The organism is Vibrio aphrogenes (genome assembly GCF_002157735.2).
GTDB lineage: Bacteria > Pseudomonadota > Gammaproteobacteria > Enterobacterales > Vibrionaceae > Vibrio > Vibrio aphrogenes.
In genome coordinates, this window is sequence record NZ_AP018689.1 from 856,075 (window position 1) to 880,363 (window position 24,289).

General features: G+C 42.4%; 18 protein-coding genes. 12 read left to right on the plus strand and 6 right to left on the minus strand.

All coding sequences use genetic code 11. The annotated features are described in order from the left end of the window. Positions 1–41: 41 nt before the first annotated feature. The 4 genes from odhB to VCA1004_RS04020 all read left to right on the plus strand — a co-directional run bounded on the left by odhB (position 42) and on the right by VCA1004_RS04020 (position 3,928). On the plus strand, positions 42–1,247 hold the full coding sequence (odhB, locus tag VCA1004_RS04005) for a 2-oxoglutarate dehydrogenase complex dihydrolipoyllysine-residue succinyltransferase (RefSeq protein ID WP_086982770.1): 1,206 nt from the start codon (positions 42–44) through the stop codon (positions 1,245–1,247). 122 nt (positions 1,248–1,369) lie between these two features. Continuing rightward, on the plus strand, positions 1,370–2,536 hold the full coding sequence (gene sucC, locus VCA1004_RS04010) for an ADP-forming succinate--CoA ligase subunit beta (RefSeq protein WP_086982772.1): 1,167 nt from the start codon (positions 1,370–1,372) through the stop codon (positions 2,534–2,536). After that, positions 2,536–3,408 (plus strand): succinate--CoA ligase subunit alpha, encoded by an 873-nt coding sequence (gene sucD, locus VCA1004_RS04015; RefSeq protein WP_086982774.1) that lies wholly within the window; start codon positions 2,536–2,538, stop codon positions 3,406–3,408. Before sucC ends, sucD begins: the two co-directional genes overlap by 1 nt. 145 nt (positions 3,409–3,553) lie before the next feature. Beyond that, entirely contained in the window at positions 3,554–3,928 is a 375-nt protein-coding gene (locus VCA1004_RS04020) for a VOC family protein (RefSeq protein ID WP_086982776.1), read from the plus strand. A gap of 133 nt (positions 3,929–4,061) precedes the next feature. Here VCA1004_RS04020 and VCA1004_RS04025 read toward each other — a convergent pair whose 3' ends face one another. The 3 genes from VCA1004_RS04025 to znuC all read right to left on the minus strand — a co-directional run bounded on the left by VCA1004_RS04025 (position 4,062) and on the right by znuC (position 7,876). Continuing rightward, on the minus strand, positions 4,062–6,068 hold the full coding sequence (locus VCA1004_RS04025) for an alpha-amylase family glycosyl hydrolase (RefSeq protein WP_086982778.1): 2,007 nt from the start codon (positions 6,066–6,068) through the stop codon (positions 4,062–4,064). A 216-nt stretch (positions 6,069–6,284) separates the two neighbouring features. Further along, complete coding sequence (gene znuB / locus VCA1004_RS04030; RefSeq protein ID WP_086982779.1) at positions 6,285–7,070, minus strand: zinc ABC transporter permease subunit ZnuB; 786 nt, start codon at positions 7,068–7,070, stop codon at positions 6,285–6,287. A gap of 2 nt (positions 7,071–7,072) precedes the next feature. Continuing rightward, the gene (znuC, locus tag VCA1004_RS04035; protein WP_086982781.1) at positions 7,073–7,876 is read right to left on the minus strand and encodes a zinc ABC transporter ATP-binding protein ZnuC; all 804 of its coding nucleotides are present in this window, start codon (positions 7,874–7,876) and stop codon (positions 7,073–7,075) included. 215 nt (positions 7,877–8,091) lie between these two features. Between znuC and znuA the strand changes: the two genes are divergently transcribed. From znuA to feoB, 5 genes are all read left to right on the plus strand, one after another. Then, positions 8,092–8,976 carry a zinc ABC transporter substrate-binding protein ZnuA gene (gene znuA / locus VCA1004_RS04040; protein ID WP_232012622.1) on the plus strand — a complete coding sequence of 295 codons (885 nt, stop codon included), beginning with the start codon at positions 8,092–8,094 and terminating at the stop codon, positions 8,974–8,976. Between the two features lie 111 nt (positions 8,977–9,087). Beyond that, positions 9,088–10,296, plus strand: coding sequence for a peptidoglycan DD-metalloendopeptidase family protein (locus VCA1004_RS04045; RefSeq protein ID WP_164520818.1), 1,209 nt, complete (start codon positions 9,088–9,090; stop codon positions 10,294–10,296). A gap of 144 nt (positions 10,297–10,440) precedes the next feature. Next, positions 10,441–13,914 carry a helix-turn-helix domain-containing protein gene (locus VCA1004_RS04050; RefSeq protein ID WP_126000519.1) on the plus strand — a complete coding sequence of 1,158 codons (3,474 nt, stop codon included), beginning with the start codon at positions 10,441–10,443 and terminating at the stop codon, positions 13,912–13,914. A gap of 616 nt (positions 13,915–14,530) precedes the next feature. Beyond that, positions 14,531–14,761 (plus strand): FeoA family protein, encoded by a 231-nt coding sequence (locus tag VCA1004_RS04055; protein ID WP_086982789.1) that lies wholly within the window; start codon positions 14,531–14,533, stop codon positions 14,759–14,761. Further along, a complete protein-coding gene (gene feoB, locus VCA1004_RS04060; RefSeq protein ID WP_086982791.1) occupies positions 14,758–17,046 on the plus strand; it encodes a Fe(2+) transporter permease subunit FeoB in 2,289 nt (762 codons plus the stop codon). Before VCA1004_RS04055 ends, feoB begins: the two co-directional genes overlap by 4 nt. Before the next feature lie 113 nt (positions 17,047–17,159). On the opposite strand, the gene VCA1004_RS04065 is transcribed toward feoB, so the two are convergent. Together VCA1004_RS04065 and argS are read right to left on the minus strand one after the other, a co-directional pair. Then, complete coding sequence (locus VCA1004_RS04065) at positions 17,160–17,594, minus strand: HIT family protein (RefSeq protein WP_086982793.1); 435 nt, start codon at positions 17,592–17,594, stop codon at positions 17,160–17,162. A gap of 96 nt (positions 17,595–17,690) precedes the next feature. After that, a complete protein-coding gene (gene argS, locus VCA1004_RS04070) occupies positions 17,691–19,424 on the minus strand; it encodes an arginine--tRNA ligase (protein WP_086982795.1) in 1,734 nt (577 codons plus the stop codon). Positions 19,425–19,650: 226 nt separating this feature from the next. Here argS and VCA1004_RS04075 point away from each other — a divergent pair, with 226 nt between their 5' ends. Beyond that, the gene (locus tag VCA1004_RS04075; protein ID WP_086982797.1) at positions 19,651–20,247 is read left to right on the plus strand and encodes a VOC family protein; all 597 of its coding nucleotides are present in this window, start codon (positions 19,651–19,653) and stop codon (positions 20,245–20,247) included. A gap of 170 nt (positions 20,248–20,417) precedes the next feature. Here the strand turns inward: VCA1004_RS04075 and purU are convergent, their stop codons facing one another. Beyond that, positions 20,418–21,251: a formyltetrahydrofolate deformylase gene (purU, locus tag VCA1004_RS04080; RefSeq protein ID WP_086984629.1), complete on the minus strand. Its 834-nt coding sequence runs from the start codon at positions 21,249–21,251 to the stop codon at positions 20,418–20,420. 237 nt (positions 21,252–21,488) lie between these two features. Between purU and VCA1004_RS04085 the strand changes: the two genes are divergently transcribed. Both VCA1004_RS04085 and tsaB read left to right on the plus strand, forming a co-directional pair. Then, positions 21,489–23,435: an ATP-dependent DNA helicase gene (locus VCA1004_RS04085; RefSeq protein WP_086984630.1), complete on the plus strand. Its 1,947-nt coding sequence runs from the start codon at positions 21,489–21,491 to the stop codon at positions 23,433–23,435. A 111-nt stretch (positions 23,436–23,546) separates the two neighbouring features. Further along, positions 23,547–24,263: a tRNA (adenosine(37)-N6)-threonylcarbamoyltransferase complex dimerization subunit type 1 TsaB gene (tsaB, locus tag VCA1004_RS04090; protein ID WP_086982799.1), complete on the plus strand. Its 717-nt coding sequence runs from the start codon at positions 23,547–23,549 to the stop codon at positions 24,261–24,263. Positions 24,264–24,289 lie beyond the last annotated feature (26 nt).

Below are 24,289 nucleotides of genomic sequence, written 5' to 3' on the forward strand. Positions count from 1 at the left end.
AACTCTTAGTTGAACGAACTAGAGATAAGGACTTTACAGATATGACAATTGAAATTCTGGTTCCAGATTTACCTGAATCCGTAGCCGACGCTACCGTGGCTACATGGCATAAACAACCAGGCGACAGCGTTGAGCGTGATGAAGTGTTGGTTGAAATTGAAACCGATAAAGTTGTGTTAGAAGTGCCGGCTCCAGAAGATGGCGTATTAGAAGCCATTTTAGAAGAAGAAGGGGCAACGGTTCTATCTAAGCAACTGTTAGCTAAATTAAAACCGGGTGCAGTTGCAGGTGAACCAACGACGGATAAAGCCGAACCAACGGAAGCCTCACCAGATAAGCGCCATAAAGCTTCGTTAAATGAAGAGTCTAACGACGCATTAAGCCCAGCAGTGCGTCGTTTATTAGCCGAGCACAGCCTAGAAGCATCTGATGTGAAAGGCACGGGAGTCGGTGGCCGTATCACACGTGAAGATGTGGAAGCGCATCTAGCGAAACCGGCGGCGACAAAACCTGCCGAAGAGCAAAAAATTGAAGCACCAGCAGCGGCGCGTACTGAAAAGCGTGTTCCGATGACTCGCCTACGTAAAACCGTGGCTAATCGTCTACTTGAAGCGAAAAATTCAACTGCGATGCTTACCACGTTTAACGAAGTCAATATGAAGCCAATCATGGATCTGCGTGCTCAATACAAAGATCAATTTGAAAAGCGCCATGATACTCGCTTAGGCTTTATGTCTTTCTATGTGAAGGCGGTAACAGAGGCACTAAAACGCTATCCTGAAGTCAACGCATCGATTGATGGTGATGATATTGTTTACCACAACTATTTTGATATTAGTATGGCGGTGTCGACTCCACGTGGCTTAGTAACGCCGGTCTTAAAAGATTGTGATCAACTTAGCTTTGCTGACATTGAAAAAGGCATCAAAGAGCTGGCGATTAAAGGCCGTGATGGCAAATTACAAGTTGAAGATCTGATGGGCGGTAACTTCACCATTACCAATGGTGGTGTATTTGGTTCATTAATGTCGACTCCGATTATCAACCCACCGCAAGCAGCTATTTTAGGAATGCATAAAATCCAAGATCGTCCAATGGCGGTTGATGGAAAAGTTGAAATCTTGCCAATGATGTACCTAGCGCTATCTTATGACCACCGTTTAATTGATGGTCGTGAGTCAGTTGGATTCTTGGTAACCATTAAAGAGTTACTTGAAGATCCGGCTCGTTTATTACTTGATGTATAAATCAGTAATACCCTCGCCGAATAATGATTTATTCGGCGATTTTAAAGTACACCTACACACTAAGGTATTTCGATACCTATGGAAATAATAAATCCCAACGGATAAAAAAATGGAAGTCGCACATGAATTTGCATGAATATCAAGCTAAGCAGTTATTTGCTGAATTCGGATTGCCGGTACCAGAAGGTTATGCTTGCAATACTCCTTTAGAAGCCTATGAAGCGGCGGGTCGTATTAGTACCGCTAAGAAAGTCGTGAAATGCCAAGTGCATGCTGGTGGTCGCGGTAAAGCTGGAGGTGTAGAGCTGCATGACACCAAAGACGGCGTTAAAGAGTTTGCGCAAAAATGGCTAGGGAAAAATCTAGTGACTTACCAAACGGATGCCAAAGGTCAGCCGGTCACGAAAATTTTGGTTGAAGAAGCATCTGATATTGCGAACGAATTATATTTAGGCGCTGTGGTTGACCGTGGTAGTCGTCGTATTGTTTTCATGGCATCAACAGAAGGTGGTGTGGAAATTGAAAAAGTCGCCGAAGAAACGCCAGAATTAATTCATAAAGCGGCGATTGATCCTTTAGTTGGTCCACAAGCTTACCAAGGTCGTGAGCTGGCATTTAAGCTCGGCTTGACAGGAAATCAAATTAAGCAATTTACACAGATCTTTATGGGTCTAGGTAAAATGTTCGCTCAATACGATTTAGCGTTGTTAGAAATCAACCCATTGGTTATTACCGGTGCGGGTGATTTGCTATGTCTTGATGGCAAGATCAACATCGACTCAAATGCGATGTACCGTCAACCGAAATTACGTGAAATGCACGATCCATCACAAGAAGATGAGCGCGAAGCACATGCGGCACAATATGAGCTTAATTATGTCGCACTAGATGGTAACGTTGGTTGTATGGTCAATGGTGCAGGTCTTGCAATGGGTACGATGGATATCGTTAATTTGCATGGTGGTAAGCCGGCGAACTTCCTTGATGTAGGTGGCGGTGCGACCAAAGAGCGTGTAGCAGAAGCGTTTAAGATCATCCTTTCTGATGAAAATGTCAAAGCGGTATTGGTTAACATTTTCGGGGGAATTGTTCGTTGTGACATGATCGCCGAAGGTATCATCGGTGCAGTTAAAGAAGTCGGTGTTGAAGTACCAGTGGTGGTTCGTCTTGAAGGCACCAATGCAGAGCTGGGCCGTGACGTATTAGCGAAGTCAGGTTTAGATATCATTGCAGCAACATCTCTAAAAGATGCAGCAGTTCAAGTAGTTAAAGCGGCGGAGGGCAAATAATGTCTGTTCTAATTAATAAAGATACTAAAGTTATTTGCCAAGGTTTTACTGGCGGTCAAGGAACATTCCACTCAGAACAAGCGATTGCATACGGCACACAAATGGTTGGCGGTGTTTCTCCTGGTAAAGGTGGCACTGAGCATTTGGGTTTACCGGTATTTAATACGGTTCGTGAAGCGGTGGAAGCAACTGGCGCAACGGCAACGGTTATCTATGTACCGGCGGCGTTTTGTAAAGATGCGATTTTAGAAGCGATTGATGCTGGCATCGAACTTATCGTAACCATTACAGAAGGCATTCCAACATTAGACATGCTGGATGTGAAAGTAAAACTAGAAGAAACTGGCGTGCGAATGATTGGCCCAAACTGCCCAGGGGTGATCACTCCTGGAGAGTGTAAGATTGGTATCATGCCTGGTCACATTCACAAGCCTGGCCGCGTAGGTATCGTTTCACGTTCAGGTACACTAACCTATGAAGCGGTGAAGCAAACAACGGATGCGGGTTTTGGTCAGTCTACCTGTGTTGGTATCGGTGGTGACCCGATTCCGGGTACTAACTTTATCGATGTACTAGAAATGTTCCAAAACGATCCTGCCACCGAAGCGATTGTAATGATTGGTGAGATTGGCGGTACTGCAGAAGAAGAAGCGGCGGCTTATATTAAAGCTAACGTGACTAAGCCTGTAGTTTCTTATATTGCAGGGGTAACAGCGCCTCCGGGTAAACGTATGGGTCACGCAGGTGCGATCATTTCAGGTGGTAAAGGGACTGCGGAAGATAAATTTGCAGCACTAGAAGCCGCTGGCGTACGTACAACCAAGTCTCTAGCCGAGATTGGTGAAGCGCTAAAAGAAGTGACTGGTTGGTAATCACTGCTCCTTTTGAGAAAAGGTCGTCTTCGGATGGCCTTTTTTGTTATAGCCAGCGACTGATAGTTAATGGTAGCTTATCAAGCTAAAGTCGTTTTGTGGTTAGTTAACCGCAGCCGAGGTTACTCATTATTAAGGAAGAATTATGTTCAGTCACATTATGTTAGGTTCTAATGATCTAGAAGCATCCAAAACATTCTATGATGCCATTTTAGGGACATTAGGATATGAGCCAGGAGTGATTCATGGCGATAGTTGTGTTTATGCAACGCCAACAGGGATCTTTATTTTAAAAACACCCATCAATGGTGAACCTGCCACACATGGTAATGGCTCAACCTTTGGCTTTACGATTACCTCTCCGGAATTAGTTGATGCTTGGCATGAAGCCGGTGTTGCTAACGGTGGTACATCATGTGAAAACCCTCCGGGTGAGCGTAATGGACCTGCGGGGCGATTATATCTTGCCTATTTACGTGACCCTTCTGGCAACAAGTTGTGTGGTACTCACCGCTTATAATCACGCTATTCGAGCATGAATAAAATGAGTTAACAGTAGCGCCACCATGTTTCTTTGGCGGCGCTATTATTATTTATCTTCCACGGATGTCGTCTTGAGCCTTTGATTCACAGCCATTATTCACGATATTTTTCTACTCTGAACATTTTGACAGCATGATTTTCTCAGGGCTGCCGGAGTCTGAAAACTGCAAGCTCCATACATACTTACCAGATTCTGGGATCAAAGCTGCTGTGTCTTTACCGTAACCTCCATATTTTAATTGGCTCACTTTTCCAGCACTGACTTCTAAGCTGGCTGAGGTAAATTGAGGTTTCCAATCCTGACTGGCGTATTGCATACGGTAACTGCCAGCTTGTTCATCAACTACCGCTTGATAAACCCCTTGTCCTTTATAGCTAAACTGGCGGCTTGCCACATGCTTCCACCCTGAGTCGGTAAAATCACCTACCACGTACAAAGGTTTGTCGATAGGGCCTCTTTCCTCTAAGGTTGGGTTATCGCATTGCGCCATAAAACCATCGCCAGATAAGCTCACTTGCGCTTTATTTACCACTAAGGTTGTTGGTGTCTTTATCGATAAAAACTTGGCTTCAAAAGGCGCTAAGGTGAACAGATATTGTCCTTGATTAGGCGTGGTATCCGCTCCTGTTAGCATATCAGCTAGAGCACCGGATGAGCCTACTTGCTGGGTGTTTAACGAGAAAGTTTGTGGTTTATCCGAAGTGCTCACCATAAAGAGCATGTTGTTACCTTGGTAACTTTTATGATCAATGTATACATCTTGATTGGCGAGAACAGAAACCCTTTCTCCTTGTGATAACACAGGATTGGCAGCACGTAACGCCATCAGTTGACTAACATGTTGCTTGAGGTTGGTCTGCTGCTGGGTTAAATCGGCTGTTACCCCATCAATTTTCGCGCTAGAACGTGCTACGTGGTCATCACACCAACCTTGAGACGCGCAGATATCATTAGGAACTTTGTCGGAGAAGTCTGCCACTTCATCTCCAATTTCATCGCCATAATATAAAGTGATTGGCCCCGTATAGGCAGCCATAAAACTGATGGCAGCTAAATGGCGCTGCCAGTAACTTTCATCTTTAGGTTGAGCTAGGTAGCCGCGTTGTAGCAAATCACCAAACCGCACTAAGTCATGGTTGCCTAGCATCAAGTTGGGTCTTGCATGTTTGGGATAAAGCGATTGTAAATCCATGCCTTGTGCGAGCCAGTCGCCACCTTTACCGCCAATGCTGTTTTCATTGACAGCAAAAGTTTCCACAAGACGATAACGCATTGGAAAATCAAATGCTGAACATAAAACCGGCTCTTCATTGGAACCGTAGCCATGTTCAGTGATGTAATTTTGGTTATTCCAAATTTCAGCCACCATATATCCCAGCGGATGAACTTTCTCACCTTTGTGGTCAGTGTACTGCACACTTTGCGAGGCTTGTTGTACGGCCTTTTTTAGCTCAATCCAATCTTTAGGGGGAACTTGGTAGGCTTGGTCTAATCGCCAGCCATCAATTTTTAATTCTCTGATCCAATAACTTGCCACTTGTTGATAAAACGGCAAGCTAGCTGGGTATTCGACGGGATTATCTGCTCCTTTGGGTGTCAGCCCGGTTGGTGAGGGGACAATATTGGACTTATGGTGACCAAACACACCATCGAAAAACACATATAAACCACGTTTATGCGCTTCATTAACTAAAGTTTTAGCTTGTTCCAACGTGCCGAATTTAGGGTCAATTTTAAAATAATCACTGGCAAAGTAGCCGGTAGCATCGAGTTTGTCATCCCAGTGAGATTGGCCTTCAATAGGGAGAGAAGCAAAAATTGGAGTCAGCCAAATCGCGTTAACGCCAAGTGATTGAATATAATCGAGAGAGTTAATGATGCCTTGCAAATCGCCATTATGGTGACTGGTACCATAGCCCTCACCGTAGTTTGCTTTACTGTCACCATCAACAAAACTTTCCACCATGATTTGGTACAGGCGTAAATCATTGGTTTGTTGAGCCGATGGATATTGACAGGCATTTTGCATGGGATCAGTACTTGGATAAGCGTGAGCGGAAAATAAACTCAACGCTAAGGCACTAGCAAGCATAGAGTGGGTAGGTTTTCTCATCATGACCTCTTATTTTTGTCGTTATCAGAAACGGAGAATAGAGTTGGGTCATTATTGAATAGCGGTGAAGTCTTGAAACCCTCCTTTAATGACTATCTTTAGGCGTAGTTCTAAGGGCTGAGAGATAGCGGTCACACTAGGTGCAAGAAGGGATGAAAGGTAATATAACCAAGAGTGATATCAAGACCACTCTTGGTTTTAAAGCCAGGTCTTAGATTGCTAACGTCGATGTGGTTTGAGTTGGCTTAATAAAAATAGTGCGGCGGCAGAAATGACCACAGATGGTCCGGCTGGCGTATCGTAATACCAAGATAAACTTAGGCCCGCGAGTACTGAAACGATGCCTAGACATGAGGCTCCGATCGCCATTTGTTCTGGGGTTTTGGCAAATCGACGTGCCGTTGCCGCTGGAATGATTAATAGTGAGGTGATGATCAACGCTCCGACAAATTTCATCCCCACAGCAATAACCAGACCCACCAATAGCATTAACACGACTCGCATAAAAGGGACATTGATACCTTCAACGCTGGCTAGCTCTTCACTGATTGAGGTTGAAAGCAAGGCGCGCCAAAAATACATCACTAATCCCATTAACACTGCACCGCCAAGATAAATAAACAATAAATCGGACGGTGATACGGCTAAGAGATCGCCAAATAAATAACTCATTAAATCGACACGAACATTATCTAAAAAGCTGACGGCCACTAAACCAAGTGATAGCGAGCTGTGTGCTAAGATGCCAAGCAAGGTATCGGTTGCGATGACTTTTTGTTGTTGTAGTGTCGCCAGCAAGACAGCCAACGCTAAACAGCAAATCACGAGAGTGAGGTATAAATTCACATCTAATAAAAACCCTAGTGCTAAACCTAACAAGGAGGCGTGAGCTAAAGTGTCGCCAAAATAAGCCATTTTTCGCCATACAACTAAAGAGCCTAAAGGTCCTGAGATAATAGCAATGCCTAAGCCAGCAAGAATGGAAGGGAGTAGAATATCCAACATAATCAGTGTCCACGTTTGTGTTGATGAGCGGCTGGGTGGGCGCAACTTGAGTGTGAGCAGCTATCCGCTTCACCTTCAATGGCTTCGCCTGAAAGATCATGATGGTGGTGATGATCGTGATGGTAAAATGCCAAAGTATCTTTTGCGGTTTGTCCAAACATCGCAATATAAGATGGGTGCTTAGTGATGGCTTCTGGCGCACCCGAGCAACAAATATGGTGCTGCAAACAAATGACCTCATCGGTTTGAGCCATAACCAAATGCAAATCATGCGAAACCATAAAAACGGCACAACCAAATCGTTGTCTTAATGAATTTATCAGTGTGTATAGGTCTATTTGACCTTGAACATCAACGCCTTGAGCTGGTTCATCAAGCACTAATAAATCGGGGCGTTGCAATAAGGCTCTTGCGAGAAGTACGCGTTGGTTTTCGCCACCCGACAGTTTATGCATGTCATTTTTCAATAAAGTTTCCGCACCCACTAAGCGCAGCGCTTCCATTCTTTCATTGGTACTATAACGACCAGCCAATTTTAAAAATCGGTCAACTGTGAGCGGTAAACTGTCATTTAAACGCAGCTTTTGTGGCACATAGCCAATACGTAACGGTTTCTTTTTATGGATGGTACCTGAATGCGATTTAATCAGCCCCAGCATGATTTTTACTAAGGTTGATTTACCTGCACCATTTGGCCCGATCAAGGTTGTGATCTCACCTTTTTTAATGGAAAGGCTGATATTATCTAAAACTGATTTATCATTGAACTTAACGGAAATATTATCCAGCCGAATTAATTCAGACATTGCTAACCAACTTGATGATGTGTAATGTTATATAGTAACATTAGTTTCAGTGATTTCCACTGTTATCAAAAACCATAGATAAAATAAATCGAGTAAGACGTTTGCTTAGATGGCATATTGAAATGCCGATAACAAATGCTTAGATGTCAATCATCATATTGAATTTGGAGAAAAACATGCCGCGCATTTTACCACATGCAAGGATCGCAGTTGCAATGATATTTAGCGTCATTTCCAGCGTAACTTGGGCCAATAGCCAAGACTCGACATTAAAAGTCATGACATCGATTAAGCCGTTACAGTTAATCACCCAAGAATTAACCAAAGATGTCACTGATACAGAAGTGCTATTAGCCAGTAACACCTCCCCTCATGATTATGCGTTAAAACCATCGGATGTAAGAAGATTGCAAGCTGCGGATCTGTTTATATGGGTTGGGCCGGGCTTAGAATCGTTTTTAGAAAGTGCTGTGCAGGCAAATGATAATACATTACAGCTGGATCAGTATGATGCTATTGATAAGATTGTTTACGATGAGCATGAAGGGCATGAACATCATGATGACGGTCATCACCATCATGGAAACTATAACCCGCACCTGTGGCTTGGGCCTATCCAAGCACAACAAATGGCACAAATCATTAGTCAGAAACTCAGTGAGATCGATCCAAGTCATGCGACGCAATATGCTCAAAACTATCAACATTTTGTGACTCAATTGGATGCAACGGTGAGCAACATTAAACAACAGCTCGAGCCAGTTAAACAACATGGCTATTATGTTTTCCATGATGCTTATGATTATTATGAACAATATTTTGGATTAAACCATTTAGGCGCTTTCACCGTCTCTCCAGATCGACGTCCTGGAGCTAAAAGCTTGATTGCCATTCGAAAGGCTTTATTGTCAGATCAAGTGTATTGTGTTTTTTCTGAACCTCAATACACACCAGCAGTCATTGAGTCCGTTACTCGTGGCACTAAGGTGAAACATGGGGTTCTAGATCCTTTAGCGACCGATCAAGCGGTGGAGCCGGGGGCTTATTTTCAGTTCTTATCTCAACTAGCGGCTCATTTCACTCAGTGCTTAACAAAGTAACCATGCTGATTTTGGATACTCCTTTAACACAATATTATTAATTGAACAGTGAGGCGAATTGTGATGAAACGTCCTGCTGTGATAGGTGTGATATTGGTTGGAGGAGTTATAATGCTAAGCGCTTATTGGCTATTGGTTGGGCGCTTAGTGTCAATAGATTCCTTGCAACAGGTAAGCATTAAAAATTCAGAAGCTCTATTAACGCGTAATGATCCTGATTTAACGCTTATAGCGGATAGCTTACATTCAACGTTCTTTACTCATAAAGTCATCAAGCAGCAAACCTTATCAGAAGTGTTTCAATTATATGGATTGAACCCTGATGATTTACTGGCGATGATTAAGGCTAATCCACAAGCGATTCAATTAAGAGAAGGACAAGTCATTGAATGGCAACAAGACGAATTGGGCCGTATTCTGGAATTAGCGATCCATCGTAATGCGACATTGAGTAGTAGCTATCTTCGCCAAGGAACACAATTTGTCTTTCAACCCACCGTCACTCAAGGTACGCTCAAAAGCCTAGTGCGTCATGGATACATTCGTCGTAACTTTTATCAAGCCGCAAGGCAAGCAGGACTTAACAATGTCCAAATTCAGACTGTGGCCAATGCTTTATATTGGTTTGTAGATGTCACGCAGCCGGATGTCATTGGTGATCAATTTGCGGTAGAGCTACAACAACCATGGGTTGGTCAGCATCCAATGGCGAGTGGCAAGATCGCAGCAATCTGGTTTAAACATCACGGGAAAAACATTCAACTGGTGCGTTTTTCCGATGATAAGTTTTACGATATGGATGGCGTGAGTGTTGAAAAGTCATTAAATAGATGGCCTTTTACGCAAACTTTTCCGGTTAGCTCTCCTTTTGATCCCCATCGATTAAACCCAGTGACTCAGCACTATGCACCCCATTATGGGACCGATTTTGCGACGCCAGTGGGAACGCCGGTTGTGGCTACAGGGGATGGGGTTGTAATGAAAGTAGGCCGACATACTTTAGCTGGGAAATTTGTCGTGCTTCAAAATGGCCGCAGGTTTAGTACACATTTTTTCCATTTAAGTCAGATACTGGTTAACCAAGGCGACTTCGTGAAAAGAGGGCAGGTTATTGCATTAACGGGTAATTCGGGACGTTCGACCGGGCCACATTTACATTATGAGTTACGGCAACATGGTCAACCAATTGACGCAATGCAAGCCCCTTTACCGCAACGTGTTGTACTGACAAAGCAGCAAAAAATCGTTTTTGATCAGCAAGCTCACCACAGCATGTCATTATTACAAACTTACCTTAAGTTACCGATATCATTAAATTAACTCGTATTGAGCGGATAATTTGCAAGTTTATAGGCTTTAGATCACTTACATATTAATAGCTGCAAAATATCCCTTAAAATTCAGCGTAGCTGTGCCATAATTCAAAAGAGTAAGCCTTTAAAAATATTAAGGTAAGTGGCGATTTTGAAATTATTGCATTTTGTGTTGTTGATCTTGATTTCTTGTTCTGTCAGAGCGATAGAAATTGATCCGATTTTTTATTCTTTACCAAGTCAGACCCAAGGGCATTTCTTGACGGTGAAGAAAATCTTTCCTCATGAAAAGGGGGGAATTTGGGTGCAAGATATTCGTCATCATATTTATTACTTTGACGGACAAAATTTCTCTCCCTTACCCAATCAAGGATTTCATCATGACAGCCCGCACAACACCTATCTCTTAGATTATTTTTGGTTTATTGATAGTAAGCACTTACTGAAAGTAGACACATCGGGTAATCGTCAATCGGTCTTTACTGCTCCATCGAATATGACCTTTCAACATTTAGGGCAATCTCAGCAACAACTGTGGATATATGGGCAGCACCAGTTTTATACCTTTGACCCGCTCACTCAACAACACCAATCCTATTCGGTTTCTAATATTACTCGAGGTTCTACTCAGGACAATCAAGGCATTCAGGCCGCCATTTATGTCGCAGGCAAATGGATTGTCGCCACTCATGATTCATTATTTTATTTGGATAAAAATGGCCCGCGTCGTTTGCTCGCACGAAAATTCACCAATATACAACTATTGAAATTCGATCATTATCAATCACGATTATTGGTGGGGACGCAAAGTGGGCTCTTTAGCATTAATCTTATTGGCATTACTCCCGATGTAAAAACCATCGTCGATGGGCAAATCCAAGCGCTTTTAGTCAGTGATAAGGACTATTGGGTTGGAACTAGACAGGGTTTGTTAGTATATCAAAAAGACACTCAGACCATTCAATCAATCTCGGCCAGTTCGCAAAATGAATTAGCGTTATCAAATAATAATATTATGGATTTAGCGCAGGATAACAAAGGAGGAGTTTGGATCGCGACAGCTAAAGGTATTAATTATTACTCCACAAGCAGTCAATACTTTCAGCGGGTTCGGTTTGGCCGTGCGCACAATAATATTCCTTATGTTCACATCAATGAAGTGGTGGCGGGCGATGATGGTGTGGCTTGGTTAGCCAGTGATAATGGGGTTTTTAAAGTATCGGTTAATGACGATGAGGCTAGCACTCAAACTGTACGTCAGGTGGTGAACCTGAATATTTCCCATCTCAGTTATTTTGATGGTTCGTTATGGCTCAGCTATGGTGAAAAATTAATTCGTTTTGATACTCATACGGAAAAAATGTATGTGGTGAGGCAGCAAGCACTTTGGCAAGATAGCCCGATCACCCATATTGCAACGGATGCACAAGGTGAGGTGTGGTTTTCGACTGCTTTAGGCTTATATCGATATTCACCATTAACACAAACAATCAAAGATTTTGGTTTGGCTTGGATGGTCGAGCAATATGCGCCTTCAAACATTACTCGTTTAGCGGTTGGGCAAAATGGTCGCTTGTGGATTGGAACGGAGCATGGCGTTTATCAACATCAAGGACAAGAAATTATATTTGATGCACGCAGCGCCAATGATGGAGAGGTGATCTCTTTATCTGAGTCAGCAGGTAAGCAGTTGTGGAGTGCAAGTCATTATGGCTTGCGTAATATGCCAGTCAGTGACTTTGATGAGACAGACTCACTATTACACCGTTCCAATAATCCACCATTATGTGTTATAGGCACTCACAATGGCACTTGGGTAACAACCAGCAAAGGCATTAATTTTTATCAAGATACGGTATTGAAACAGCGTTTTTCGGCCCCCTTTGGTTTGGTGACCAATGAGTTCTTACCTAATGGCTGTGATCTGTCTCCAGATGGGAAGACGTTAGTTTTATCTTCTAAATTAGGGGTGATTTTTGCTTCTACTTCGGCGTTGAAACAGGTTCAACTGCCAGAAAATGATGTGCTGGTGGGTGAGTTGCAGCTTGATCATTCTCTTGCCATGGTCGCCCCACAAACGAATACGCCGATCCATATTGATTATGGCCGCTCTATCAGTGTGTTATTTGGGGTGTTACCTGATTTTGAAATGCCCAAACTGCAGTACCGATTGCTCGGCAGTGATAAAGATACTTGGGTTGATTTTCAAGGGGCAAAATTAACCTTTGAAAACTTAGACCCGGGTGAATACTTATTGGAATTGAAAACTGCCTCACAAGTTGGGGCGAGAACCAGTGGCGTACAATATATCTTAGTTATTGATAAACCATGGTATTTATTGCCATGGAGTTTAACTTTATTTGCCTTTGTCATTATTACTAGCATTATCTTGTTAGCAGTGTGGCGCTCACAAGCGATGGTGAAATCGAATGTACGTTTAAGACGAATCATTAACTTAAAAACTCAACAATTGAAGCATCAAAGCCAATTATTAGTGAGTAGTAATATACAGTTACGAAAGCAAGCACAAACCAGAAAGATGCTGGTAGGAGATCGAGTCTGTAAATCTAAGGCCATCTTAGAAAAGCTTAATGAGCAACTAACGGAGACGGATAATCAGGATAGCGATAAGGTGTCTATGATTACTCAGCAAACGGGATTAGCTCTAGAGCCCCTAAGACAAATTCTTGCTTTATATAGTCATCCTGATAAGAGCTCTACTTTGTTGGACGGACAAGTGGTGTCATTGGTGTTAAAAACGGTGGTGAAAGGTTGGCAGCAAGAAGCGGATAAAAGTGGTATCACCCTATTGGTGGAAGATCAGACCCAAGGTTGTGTTATTCAAGTGAAACATTTCAATTTGGATATGATTTTGAATACTCTGATGGCCAGTGCTTTGATTCGTTCTAGCGCCAATCAAATTATTTATGTTGCAGCTAAATTAACCGAGTCACAGCACTTGCGTATCACGATTGAAGATACAGGTGAGGGTGTGGCTGAGGACGAAATATTAGCATTTGAAAAGCAAGAATATGGTTTAGTTGATGCTGAGTATCCTTATTCTTTTTCGGATACCTCATTGTGCGCGATAGCTCACATGGCCGAGCAAAGCGGAGGAGACTTTGATTTTCATTATAATCAATTAAGCCATATTACCCAGCTGGCGATTTCTTGGCCGGTTGCAACGAGCTTATCTCCAGTAACAGAATCTTCATTCACAAAGGATAACCAAGATGAGCCAGCCTCTGAGAGCCACTCGCCTGACTCACTTCAAGAGGCGTTGCCTGAAGCCACGTTAATTAAAAATGAATGGTTAGATAAAGTGTATCAACTGGTGGAGCAGCATTATCCTGATGCGGATTTTAGTACTTGTCGGGCTGCTAAATTATTGTTTGTTTCTGAGCGTAGTTTGCAACGTAAGTTTAAGTCCTTAACTGGTGGGTCTTTTATGGACTATGTTACCAAGGTGCGGTTAGAAAAAGCGTGTGAGTTACTTATTTCTGGGGTGAAAATCTCAGATACAGCGTTTGAAACGGGCTTTAATGATCCTTCTTATTTCAGCCAACGCTTTAAACATTATTTTGGTTTGTCACCTTCTAAGTTTATTGAGAATGCAATTGATTAGTTCACGTTGACCAAGTCAGGTTGAAACAGTGAGGCATTTTAGGGTGAGAAGGGGGTTGAGATAAATGAATGCTCACGCTGATATCATTTAAGATTAAGTTCAGAAAAAATAAGGGCAGACGATTAAATACCGTCTGCCCTTATTTTATGAATAAAAAAAACGTGACACAACCGGGGGGATTATGTCACGGGTGTCAATGACACCTTCGCTTGCTGCCGGAGTGTATTGACAAACAATACACATCAGGAATAAAGGGTTAGATAACTCTGCGTTATCAGTAAGTTATTTATACCTAACTCATCTTATTTTGCGTATAAAAATAACGACAAGTAACTATGAAATTACCGACAATTCTAACAGTTAGATTTTTATTCTTTAAAATCAAATGGTTGGCTTTTTAGTTAACTGGCGATTGTTGTTGATTTAATTATAGAATTAACAATTTTGACGAGAATAAAGAGTTAATAAATGACGTTTTTAACGAATTACGATAACCAACGGAATGGGGATTTCTAAGAAGTCAGTATATTTTTTGATATATAGCAATAAAATTAGTGTAAAAAAGGGTATCATTATCGCAAATAGTAATGGTTATCATTAGTGGTTTGGCAACGATATGAAATTAATTGAGTTAGAAATTGGGCAAAGCGCCAATGTGGTCAATTTAAATGAATTGGCTGATGACGTGAGAAAAAAACTAATGATTATGGGCTTGTTGCCTAATACTTGTGTGACATTAGTGCGTAAAGCGCCGATGGGGGATCCACTGCAAGTTGAAGTTAGAGGTGTATCACTAGCGATTCGTGGCCAAGTTGCTGCCGCTATTGAAATTGAGGTAAATCCATGAGTTTTAATATCTTAACGGTTGGTAACCCAAATAGCGGTAAAACCACTCTTTTTAATGGCTTGACTGGAGCGAAACAGCACGTTGGTAACTGGGCTGGGGTGACGGTTGAGAAAAAAACCGGTCAGTTTGATTTTGAAGGAACCCGTTTTAACTTAACGGACTTGCCTGGTATTTATTCTTTAGATAGCGCGAATGATGCTAACAGTGTAGATGAGTCGATCGCCTCTTCCGCTATTTCGGCTATGCCAGCAGACTTAATTATTAACGTTGTCGATGCGACAAGCTTAGAACGTAGTTTGTATATGACATTACAACTGCGAGAACTTGGGCGTCCAATGGTCGTGGTGCTCAATAAATTAGATGCTTTACATCGTGAGCGTCAAGAAATTGATGTTGAAGCTTTATCTGAGATTTTAGGTTGTCCGGTATTTATTTTATCGGCGCTGAATAAAAAACAAGTGGCAGATTTTAAGCGTGAATTAGGCAACTTCGCAAAAACTAAGCTTGAGTTAGATGGTCTGCATGTTGAATATGATCAAGCGATTGAAGCGGCACTGAGCGAGCTCAACGGATTGTGGTCGGAAGAACAAATTATTCTGCCAAGGGCTATGTCTATCCGTGCCTTAGAAAAAGATGCTTTAGTATTGGATACCTTAACCACGGAACAACGTAACCAGTATCACGGCGTGGTGGCACGATTAACTCATGATCTCGATATCGATCTCACTATTACCACAAATAAATACAACTACTTGCATCAAATTTGCCAACAAGTTCGACGCACAGATTCTGCTTTGACGAAAACCTTTACTGATAAGTTAGATGCCATTGTGCTGAATAAGTGGTTAGGGATCCCGATTTTCTTTTTCATCATGTATGTGATGTTTATGTTTTCTATCAATATTGGTAGTGCTTTTATTGATTTCTTTGATATTGGTGTGGGCTCTATTTTGGTTGATGGCGGACATTATTTATTAGATAACCATTTACCCGTGTGGCTAGTGACAGTATTGGCTGATGGCTTAGGTGGTGGTATTCAAACGGTTGCAACCTTTATTCCCGTAATTGCTTGTTTATACCTATTCTTATCCTTATTAGAAAGTTCAGGCTATATGGCGCGTGCCGCTTTTGTGCTTGATAAAGGTATGCAAAAAATTGGTTTACCGGGCAAAGCGTTTGTGCCTCTAATTTTGGGCTTTGGTTGTAACGTCCCTGCCATTATGGCGACACGTACCATGGACCAAGAAAGAGAGCGTAAATTATCGGCGGCGATGGCTCCTTTCATGTCTTGTGGGGCACGTTTACCGGTTTACACATTATTTGCGGCGGCATTTTTCCCAAATAGTGGCCAAAATGTGGTCTTTGCTTTATATCTTTTAGGGATCTTAGCCGCAGTCTTTACCGGTATTATATTGAAAAACACCTTGTACCCGGGTAAAAGCAGCAGCTTTATTATGGAAATTCCTGATTATGAAATTCCAACCTTACGTAATATTGGCTTGAAAACATGGCAAAAGCTGAAGCGTTTTGTGCTTGGTGCAGGTAAAACCATCGTGGTCGTGGTCGCTATTTTGAGTTTCTTTAACTCATTGGGAACCGATGGCACATTTGGCAATGAAGACAGCCAAAACTCGGTACTATCGAAAGCGGCGCAAGTGGTGACACCGGTGTTTGCTCCTATGGGGATTGAGCAAGATAACTGGCCTGCAACGGTTGGGATTATCACAGGTATCTTTGCTAAAGAAGCGGTTGTTGGTACATTGAATAACCTGTATTCAGAGCCGAGTGATGAAGCAGAAGAGTTTGATTTGTTAGGCAGTTTAAAAGATGCGCTACAATCAATCCCTGATAATTTATCGGCATTGAGCTTTAGTGACCCATTAGGTATTGAAGTGGGTGATTTAACCGATACACAAGTAGCAGCAGAAGAACAAGGTGTAAATGCTGGAACCTATGGTAACTTACAAACGTATTTTGTCACAGGTGGCGCTGCTTTTGCATACTTACTCTTTATCTTACTTTACACTCCGTGCGTTGCAGCAATGGGAGCTTATGTCAGAGAGTTTGGTAATAACTTTGCACGATTCATTGGCGTGTGGACCATGTTCCTCGCTTATGCATCAGCAACGATTTGTTATCAAGCGAGCAATTTTAGTTCTCATCCCCTAAGCAGTAGCTTGTGGATTGGTTTGATGGTGGCGATTTTTGTGGTGGTGTATTTCCGCTTAAAACGCACCGGTCAAAAAGAACAAGCATTACGTATTGATGTAGTGAACATCGTTTAGATTTTCATGCTTATTAAACATTTTCATGTTTATTAAACAAAGGCTCAACGTCTACAGACATTGAGCCTTTTTTGTTTTTGATGTGAAGTGATTGGTATTAATAAAGTCTGGTTTTAGTCCGTAGACATAAACTCCGAACATTTTTGCTGAAAGGCTTGTGCGAGTGTTTGAAGTAAGGTTTTGGTTTCTTGTGGGGTACGCTGTATTCCCTGAGTATTGCCCCAAACAGGTCCGGGCCATGCTACATCTGTTTCAAAGCGGGCGATATGATGAAGGTGCAATTGTGGCACCATATTTCCCAAGGCCCCTAAGTTCAGTTTTTTTGGTTGAAACAGTTGCTCTAAGCTTTCAAAAACGCTTTGGGATTCGATTAAAAATTGTTGCTGATCACCCATAGGTAGGTGATGTAATTCCTGCAATCCCGCGACTTTAGGGACTAAGATAACCCAAGGACCAATGGCCTCTTTGTGTAAGAGTGCGAGGCAAAGTGGAAATTCGCCAATCACGTCGGTATCGGCTTGCAGTTGTGGGTGTAATTGAAAAGTCATGTTCCACCTTTGTAAAATTAAAATGATTCGTAAGATACAAAAATCCCCTCAAGTTTTACACATTGAGGGGATTTTTTCATTCATTCAACCTGTGAATTACATACGTTCTAGCGTTTCAATACCTAATAACGCTAAACCTTGTTTAATGGTTTTGGCTGTTAATGCCGCTAATTTTAAGCGACTTTGCTTAATTGTCTCATCTTCGGCACTTAAGATTGGGCAGGCTTCGTAGAAGCTTGAGAATTGACCTGCTAATTCAAATAAGTAGCTACACAATAAGTGTGGTTGGCCTTCACGAGCAACAGAAGAAACTGCTTCATCAAATTGCAGTAGTTTTGAGATAAGTGCTTTTTCTTTGTCGTCAGAGATTTGAATGTCTCCAGACAAAGTGTTCATATCAATGTTCGCTTTAGCAAAGATAGAAGCAACACGAGTATAAGCATATTGCATGTACGGTGCAGTGTTACCTTCAAACGCCAACATGTTATCCCAGTCAAAGATGTAGTCAGTAGTACGGTGCTTTGATAAGTCAGAGTATTTTACTGCTGCCATGGCAACGGTAGTCGCGATGTTGGCTTTTTCTTCGGTGGATAGCTCTGGGTTTTTCTCTTCGATCAGAGTTTGTGCACGTTCAGTTGCTTCATCTAATAGATCAGCAAGACGTACTGTACCACCTGCACGAGTCTTAAATGGACGACCATCTTTTCCAAGCATCATACCAAAAGCGTGGTGCTCAAGAGAGACAGAGTCTGGCACATAACCCGCTTTACGAACAATGCTCCAAGCCTGCATTAAGTGTTGGTGTTGACGGGAATCGATGAAATACAAGACACGGTTTGCGCCAAGTTGTTCGTAACGATATTTAGCACAAGCAATATCTGTGGTGGTGTAGAGGTAGCCACCATCACGTTTTTGTACGATAACGCCCATAGGTTCGCCATCTTTGTTTTTGTATTCATCAAGGAAAACAACTTGTGCGCCATCATCTTCAATGGCCAGACCTTGTGCTTTTAGGTCGGCAACAATTTCAGGAAGCATATCGTTATACATGCTCTCACCCATAACGTCTTCACGAGTTAAGGATACATTTAAACGATCATAGTTACGTTGGTTTTGGATCATGGTGACATCAACCAACTTCTTCCACATTTGTGCGCAATGCTCATCACCGCCTTGTAATTTCACAACATAGCTACGCGCGCGTTCTGCGAAGGCCTCATCTTCATCGTATAATTTTTTCGATTCACGGTAGAAAGCTTCAAGGTCAGCCAATTCCATTGACACTTCACCTTTTTCTTTTTCAACGCGTTCAAGGTTGGCGATCAACATACCAAATTGCGTACCCCAGTCACCAATGTGGTTGGCGCGGATCACTTTATGGCCTAAAAACTCTAATGTGCGAACTACCGCATCACCAATGATCGTAGAGCGTAAGTGGCCTACGTGCATTTCTTTCGCCACGTTTGGCGCTGAGTAGTCAGCTACGATGGTTTGTTGGTCTTGTTTGGCAATGCCTAAACGTTCATCCGCTAGAGCAGCAGAGGCTTGTTGGGCTAAAAATTCTGGTGCTAAAAAGATGTTGATAAAGCCTGGGCCTGCAATTTCAGTTTTGCTAGCGATGCCATCAAGGTCAAGCACATCAATGACTTTTTGAGCAAACTCACGTGGGTTCATGCCAAGCTTTTTCGCAACACCCATAACACCGTTGGCTTGGTAGTCACCGAATTGTGCTTTTGCGGATTGTCGAACGGCGGCAGGGCTACCTGCTGGTGCGCCTGCGGCTTCGAGAGCTTTCGATACTTTATCGTTGATAAGGGCTGCAATATTCACGCGTGCTTCCTATTTATGTTAGCTAGTGAGTGGCTGTGTTTTGATAAACATCCAGTCAATATTTTTTATTAGAAAATGTGAACTATGATACCAATATTTACGACAGGTTTAAAAACTAAATCTGAATTTTTATGATATATCAGTACATTTATTCGCATATTGTGGCTACAGCAATATATCAGTTACACTCGTGATCCATTTTTACTGTTTTTGATGATTTACTTTTATGCCCGTAACTGATTTTGAATCCCTATCACCTACCGCGCTGCGTTTAACTATTCCAGCATTTTGGCAAGAAATTGAAGACCTTGCATTGTTACTCGGAATTGAGCTGCAAACGTTAACAGCAGATCATATTGCTATGCGTATCAATGATAAAGCATTGGCTGAACAAGTTCATCATGCGTGGTTGCAACATGGATCACAGATATCCAATGCCATGATCAATGGAAGGCCAATAATTGTGATCCAACTACATGATCCCATTGAAATTTCACAACAGAGCATTGATTGTTTAGAGTTGCCTTACCCAAATAATAAGTCCTATCCACAGCAAGGTTGGGAACACGTTGAATTTGTGGTTGCCAGTGAAGCACAAACTGCCGACGCTTTTGTTGAAGAGGTCCGCAAAGCATTTCCTAAATTAGATCAACAATGGTCATCGCTGGCGGAGATGGGCGTAAAAGTAAAATTGTCGAGCCCGCAAGGAGAAGGGGAGCGTTTAGCCAATCCCACGGTGGCGTTTAAAAAAGGTGGGGTCTGCATTAAATTACACCCCCATAGCTTAAAAGCAGTGATTGCCAGCGAACAGTCTCACCATTAAGCGTACGGATTATCTGACTCTCTAATGATTTGCAGCTGATGTTAATTCGAGTGTTTAGTATTTAGTGCTTAGTATCACTGAAAAATAAATGGACAAAAATAATAGGGGCGGATGTATATCGAAAAGGATACACACCCGCCCCTGCTTGTTAGTATTACTTGTGTGAGCGCTTATAGAATGACGGTTTTATTACCGTACACAAAGACGTGATCATTCACTACTTTGCTTAATGCTTTGCTCAGTACGCTTTTTTCGACATCACGACCTGCTTGCGCCATATCGGCAGCGCTAAAGTTATGATCGACTGGGATAACATCTTGCTTGATGATTGGTCCTTCATCGAGATCATTAGTAACAAAGTGCGCAGTCGCACCAATAATTTTCACACCACGGTCAAAAGCTTGTTGATAAGGTTTTGCTCCAATGAAAGCTGGTAAGAAGCTGTGGTGGATATTGATGATTTTATGTGGGAATTGCGCCACAAAATTAGGCGTTAAGACACGCATGTATTTGGCTAATACGACATAACGCGGGTCATAACTATTGATGACTTCCAGCATTTTTTCTTCGTGCTCTTCTCGGCTTAACCCTTCATGCGAAATATAGTGGTAAGGAATATCAAAACGTTCAGTTAAGGCTTGCAGTTTATCGTAGTTACCCACAACGGCAGCGATTTCCACATCTAAGCTACCATCGTATGCTTTCATTAAAATGTCGCCTAAACAATGTGCTTCTTTGGTCACCATGATGACGATTTTTTTACGTGATGAGCAAAATAAAGAGCGCTTACTATTTTCAGGTAGTGCTTGGTCAAGGTCTGCAAGAAAAGCGTCGTCGTTAAACGTGCCTTCTAACTCAGTACGCATGAAGAAATGGCCGGTCGCATTATCGACAAATTCGTTGTTATGGATAATGTTGAGCTGATGTTTAAAACAAATGTTGGTGATTTTGGCGATGAGACCACGTTCATCACTGCAATGGGTTAGCAGCGTTTTCTTTTCCAAATTATCCATAATAAATCCAAAAATAATTAATACTTACCGATGGGCTATATAGCCTAAAAAAGTGCAAGTGTTCAGCACATAAAAGGTGAGACTTACAAATGTAGCGAAACAATTTAACGACCTGACCATCGATTGGCAAGCAGTAATCAATGAATCGGTATTGGAAGGGGTTTCCACTCGGCTAGGAAAGCTGACATAATTCATTCAATATTCGAATAAATTGTGCTGACTTTTACTATGATGAAAAAAACTTTTTCTGCAACGGGGGCGTTAGGTAAGGCTATCCCGGGCTTTCAACCTCGTCAGCCACAAATTGATATGGCTGAAGCGGTGCATCAAGCGATCGCCCAAGATCAGCAATTAGTGGTGGAAGCTGGAACGGGAACAGGAAAAACCTTTGCCTATTTGGTACCAGCCTTACTCAGTGGTAAAAAAGTCATTATCAGCACCGGTTCAAAAAATTTACAAGAGCAGTTATTTCATCGCGATTTGCCGCTAATGGTCAATGCATTAGGTTTTACTGGCCATGTTTCGTTATTAAAAGGGCGCTCAAATTACCTCTGTTTAGATAGATTGAGCCGGCAATTGATTGAAAGTCATACCAATGAAGCCGACCCAGAATTACTGTCACAATTGGTCAAAGTACGTTCTTGGTCATCGGAAAGTAAAACGGGGGATTTAGGCGATTGTGATGCGATTGCAGAAGATTCACCGATCATTAGTACCATTACTTCTACCAATGATAATTGCTTAGGTAAAGAGTGTCCGAACTATCAAGATTGCTTTGTTTTAAAAGCACGTAAAAAAGCAATGGATTCAGATTTAGTGGTAGTAAATCACCACTTATTTTTAGCGGATTTAGCGATTAAAGAAACGGGTTTTGGTGAGCTTATCCCAGATGCGGATGTGTTTATTTTTGATGAAGCGCATCAATTGCCTGACATTGCGAGCCAATATTTTGGGCAGTCGATTTCCAGCCGTCAAATGCAGGAGTTAGCAAAAGATATTGAAATTGGCTATCGCACAGAAGCCAAAGACATGAAGCAATTGCAAAAGATCGCGACTAAATTGACACAAACCTTTATGGATTTACGGATCATTTTAGGCGATACCAATACGCAAGGTAGTCATCAATCTGCGAAAGGTGGCCGTGGTAACTGGCGAGAAGCGATTAAGTCACAACAGGTTATGCGAGAAATAGAACGTTTACATGAAGCGCTCGATTTGGCGCTGCAAGTGTTAAAGTTAGCCTTAGGCCGCAGTGAGTTATTAGATGCGGCTTATGAACGCACCCACATGATCAAAAATCGTTTAACTCGCGTGTGCGATGTATCCATCACCGGATATTCCTATTGGTATGAATGTAGCCCACGTCATTTTGTATTGCATATTACGCCATTATCGGTGGCTGAAAAATTTAAAGAACAAATTGAAACCAAACAAGGCAGTTGGATTTTTACCTCGGCAACCCTAGCGGTAAGGGATGATTTTAAGCATTTTACTGAACGCCTTGGGATTCAACCGGCGCAACAATTTACCTTGCCCAGTCCGTTTGATTATCAATCGCAAGCGTTACTGTGTGTGCCTCGTTATTTGCCGGAGCCGAATCATTCCAGTATGGCTGAAACCTTGGTGCAGATGCTCACTCCAGTAATTCAAGCTAACCAAGGGCGTTGTTTCTTTTTGTGTACTTCACATCAGATGATGCGCCGCCTGGCTGATTTATTTCGTGAGCAATTGGAGCTTCCGGTCTTGGTACAAGGTGAAACCAGCAAACAAAAGCTACTGAATGAGTTTATTGAACTTGGTAATGCTGTCCTTGTGGCAACGGGGGCCTTTTGGGAAGGGATTGATGTTAGAGGTGACGCGCTAAGCTGTGTTATTATCGACAAATTGCCGTTTACTGCTCCAGATGACCCTTTACTTAAAGCGCGCATTGAAGATTGTCGACTCAAACAAGGCGATGCATTTGCGGATGTACAATTACCTGAAGCGGTCATCACTTTAAAGCAAGGGGTGGGGCGTTTGATTCGAGATAAGAAAGACAAAGGGGCGTTGATCATTTGTGATAACCGCTTAGTCACACGTGATTATGGCGGAGTATTTTTACAAAGTTTACCACCGATCCCAAGGACTCGAGATTTAGCCAAAGTCGCTGACTTTTTGAGTTTGCCTGCAGAATAATCACCCCTAGGGCAGGCATGCTGCGAAGAAAAACAAATAGTGTTGAACTCAACAAGCACTTTAAACTTAATACGTATTTTAAAACCAACAAATAACTAGCTTGAGGCTGTAATGAGCGCAAAAATTCTTGCCTTAGATACATCAACAGAAAACTGCTCTGTTGCTCTGATGATAAATGATCGCATGATTACTCGTAGCGAAGTCGCCCCGCGTGATCACACCAAAAAGATTCTTCCTATGGTCGATGAAGTCTTAAAAGAAGGGGGAATCACCTTGCAAGAGCTGGATGCTTTAGCTTTTGGGCGTGGGCCAGGTAGCTTTACTGGGGTTCGAATTGGTATTGGGATTGCGCAGGGATTAGCCTTTGGTGCGGAATTGCCTATGATTGGTATTTCCACCTTAGCCGCAATGGCGCAAGCGTGTCACCGTGTTCATCAAGCTGAGCAAGTGGTGGCAGCAATTGATGCGCGCATGGGTGAAGTGTATTGGGGGCAGTATCAACGTCAACACAATGGTCATTGGCAAGCGGTGGCGATTAATGATGACCAAGCAGAATGTGTGACTCCACCACAGGAGTTAGCGGAGCACTTAGCCCCGCAAACGGGCACTTGGACTCAAGCGGGAACGGGATGGGAAGCGTATGCTGAACATTTAGAAGCGTTACCATTGGAAATGGAAAAAGGTCAAGTTTTGTACCCTGAAGCTCAAGATATTGCGGTATTAGCACAATATCAATGGCAGCAAGGTAATACGGTCGATGCTGAGCAAGCGAGTCCAACCTATCTGCGTGATAAGGTGACTTGGAAAAAATTGCCAGGCCGAGAATAAGTCAATTTTTTGTCAGTAAAAAGCGA

What these genes read in the sequence shown, in the direction of transcription:
- VCA1004_RS04085 (WP_086984630.1), top strand. Translation starts at nt 21,489, where the DNA reads ATGATGAAAAAAACTTTTTCTGCAACGGGGGCGTTAGGTAAGGCTATC.
- VCA1004_RS04075 (WP_086982797.1), top strand. Translation starts at nt 19,651, where the DNA reads ATGCCCGTAACTGATTTTGAATCCCTATCACCTACCGCGCTGCGTTTA.
- VCA1004_RS04045 (WP_164520818.1), top strand. Translation starts at nt 9,088, where the DNA reads ATGCTAAGCGCTTATTGGCTATTGGTTGGGCGCTTAGTGTCAATAGAT.
- feoB (WP_086982791.1), top strand. Translation starts at nt 14,758, where the DNA reads ATGAGTTTTAATATCTTAACGGTTGGTAACCCAAATAGCGGTAAAACC.
- odhB (WP_086982770.1), top strand. Translation starts at nt 42, where the DNA reads ATGACAATTGAAATTCTGGTTCCAGATTTACCTGAATCCGTAGCCGAC.
- sucD (WP_086982774.1), top strand. Translation starts at nt 2,536, where the DNA reads ATGTCTGTTCTAATTAATAAAGATACTAAAGTTATTTGCCAAGGTTTT.
- tsaB (WP_086982799.1), top strand. Translation starts at nt 23,547, where the DNA reads ATGAGCGCAAAAATTCTTGCCTTAGATACATCAACAGAAAACTGCTCT.
- znuC (WP_086982781.1), bottom strand. Translation starts at nt 7,876, where the DNA reads ATGTCTGAATTAATTCGGCTGGATAATATTTCCGTTAAGTTCAATGAT.
- VCA1004_RS04065 (WP_086982793.1), bottom strand. Translation starts at nt 17,594, where the DNA reads ATGACTTTTCAATTACACCCACAACTGCAAGCCGATACCGACGTGATT.
- VCA1004_RS04020 (WP_086982776.1), top strand. Translation starts at nt 3,554, where the DNA reads ATGTTCAGTCACATTATGTTAGGTTCTAATGATCTAGAAGCATCCAAA.
- znuA (WP_232012622.1), top strand. Translation starts at nt 8,092, where the DNA reads ATGATATTTAGCGTCATTTCCAGCGTAACTTGGGCCAATAGCCAAGAC.
- VCA1004_RS04025 (WP_086982778.1), bottom strand. Translation starts at nt 6,068, where the DNA reads ATGATGAGAAAACCTACCCACTCTATGCTTGCTAGTGCCTTAGCGTTG.
- znuB (WP_086982779.1), bottom strand. Translation starts at nt 7,070, where the DNA reads ATGTTGGATATTCTACTCCCTTCCATTCTTGCTGGCTTAGGCATTGCT.
- VCA1004_RS04055 (WP_086982789.1), top strand. Translation starts at nt 14,531, where the DNA reads ATGAAATTAATTGAGTTAGAAATTGGGCAAAGCGCCAATGTGGTCAAT.
- sucC (WP_086982772.1), top strand. Translation starts at nt 1,370, where the DNA reads ATGAATTTGCATGAATATCAAGCTAAGCAGTTATTTGCTGAATTCGGA.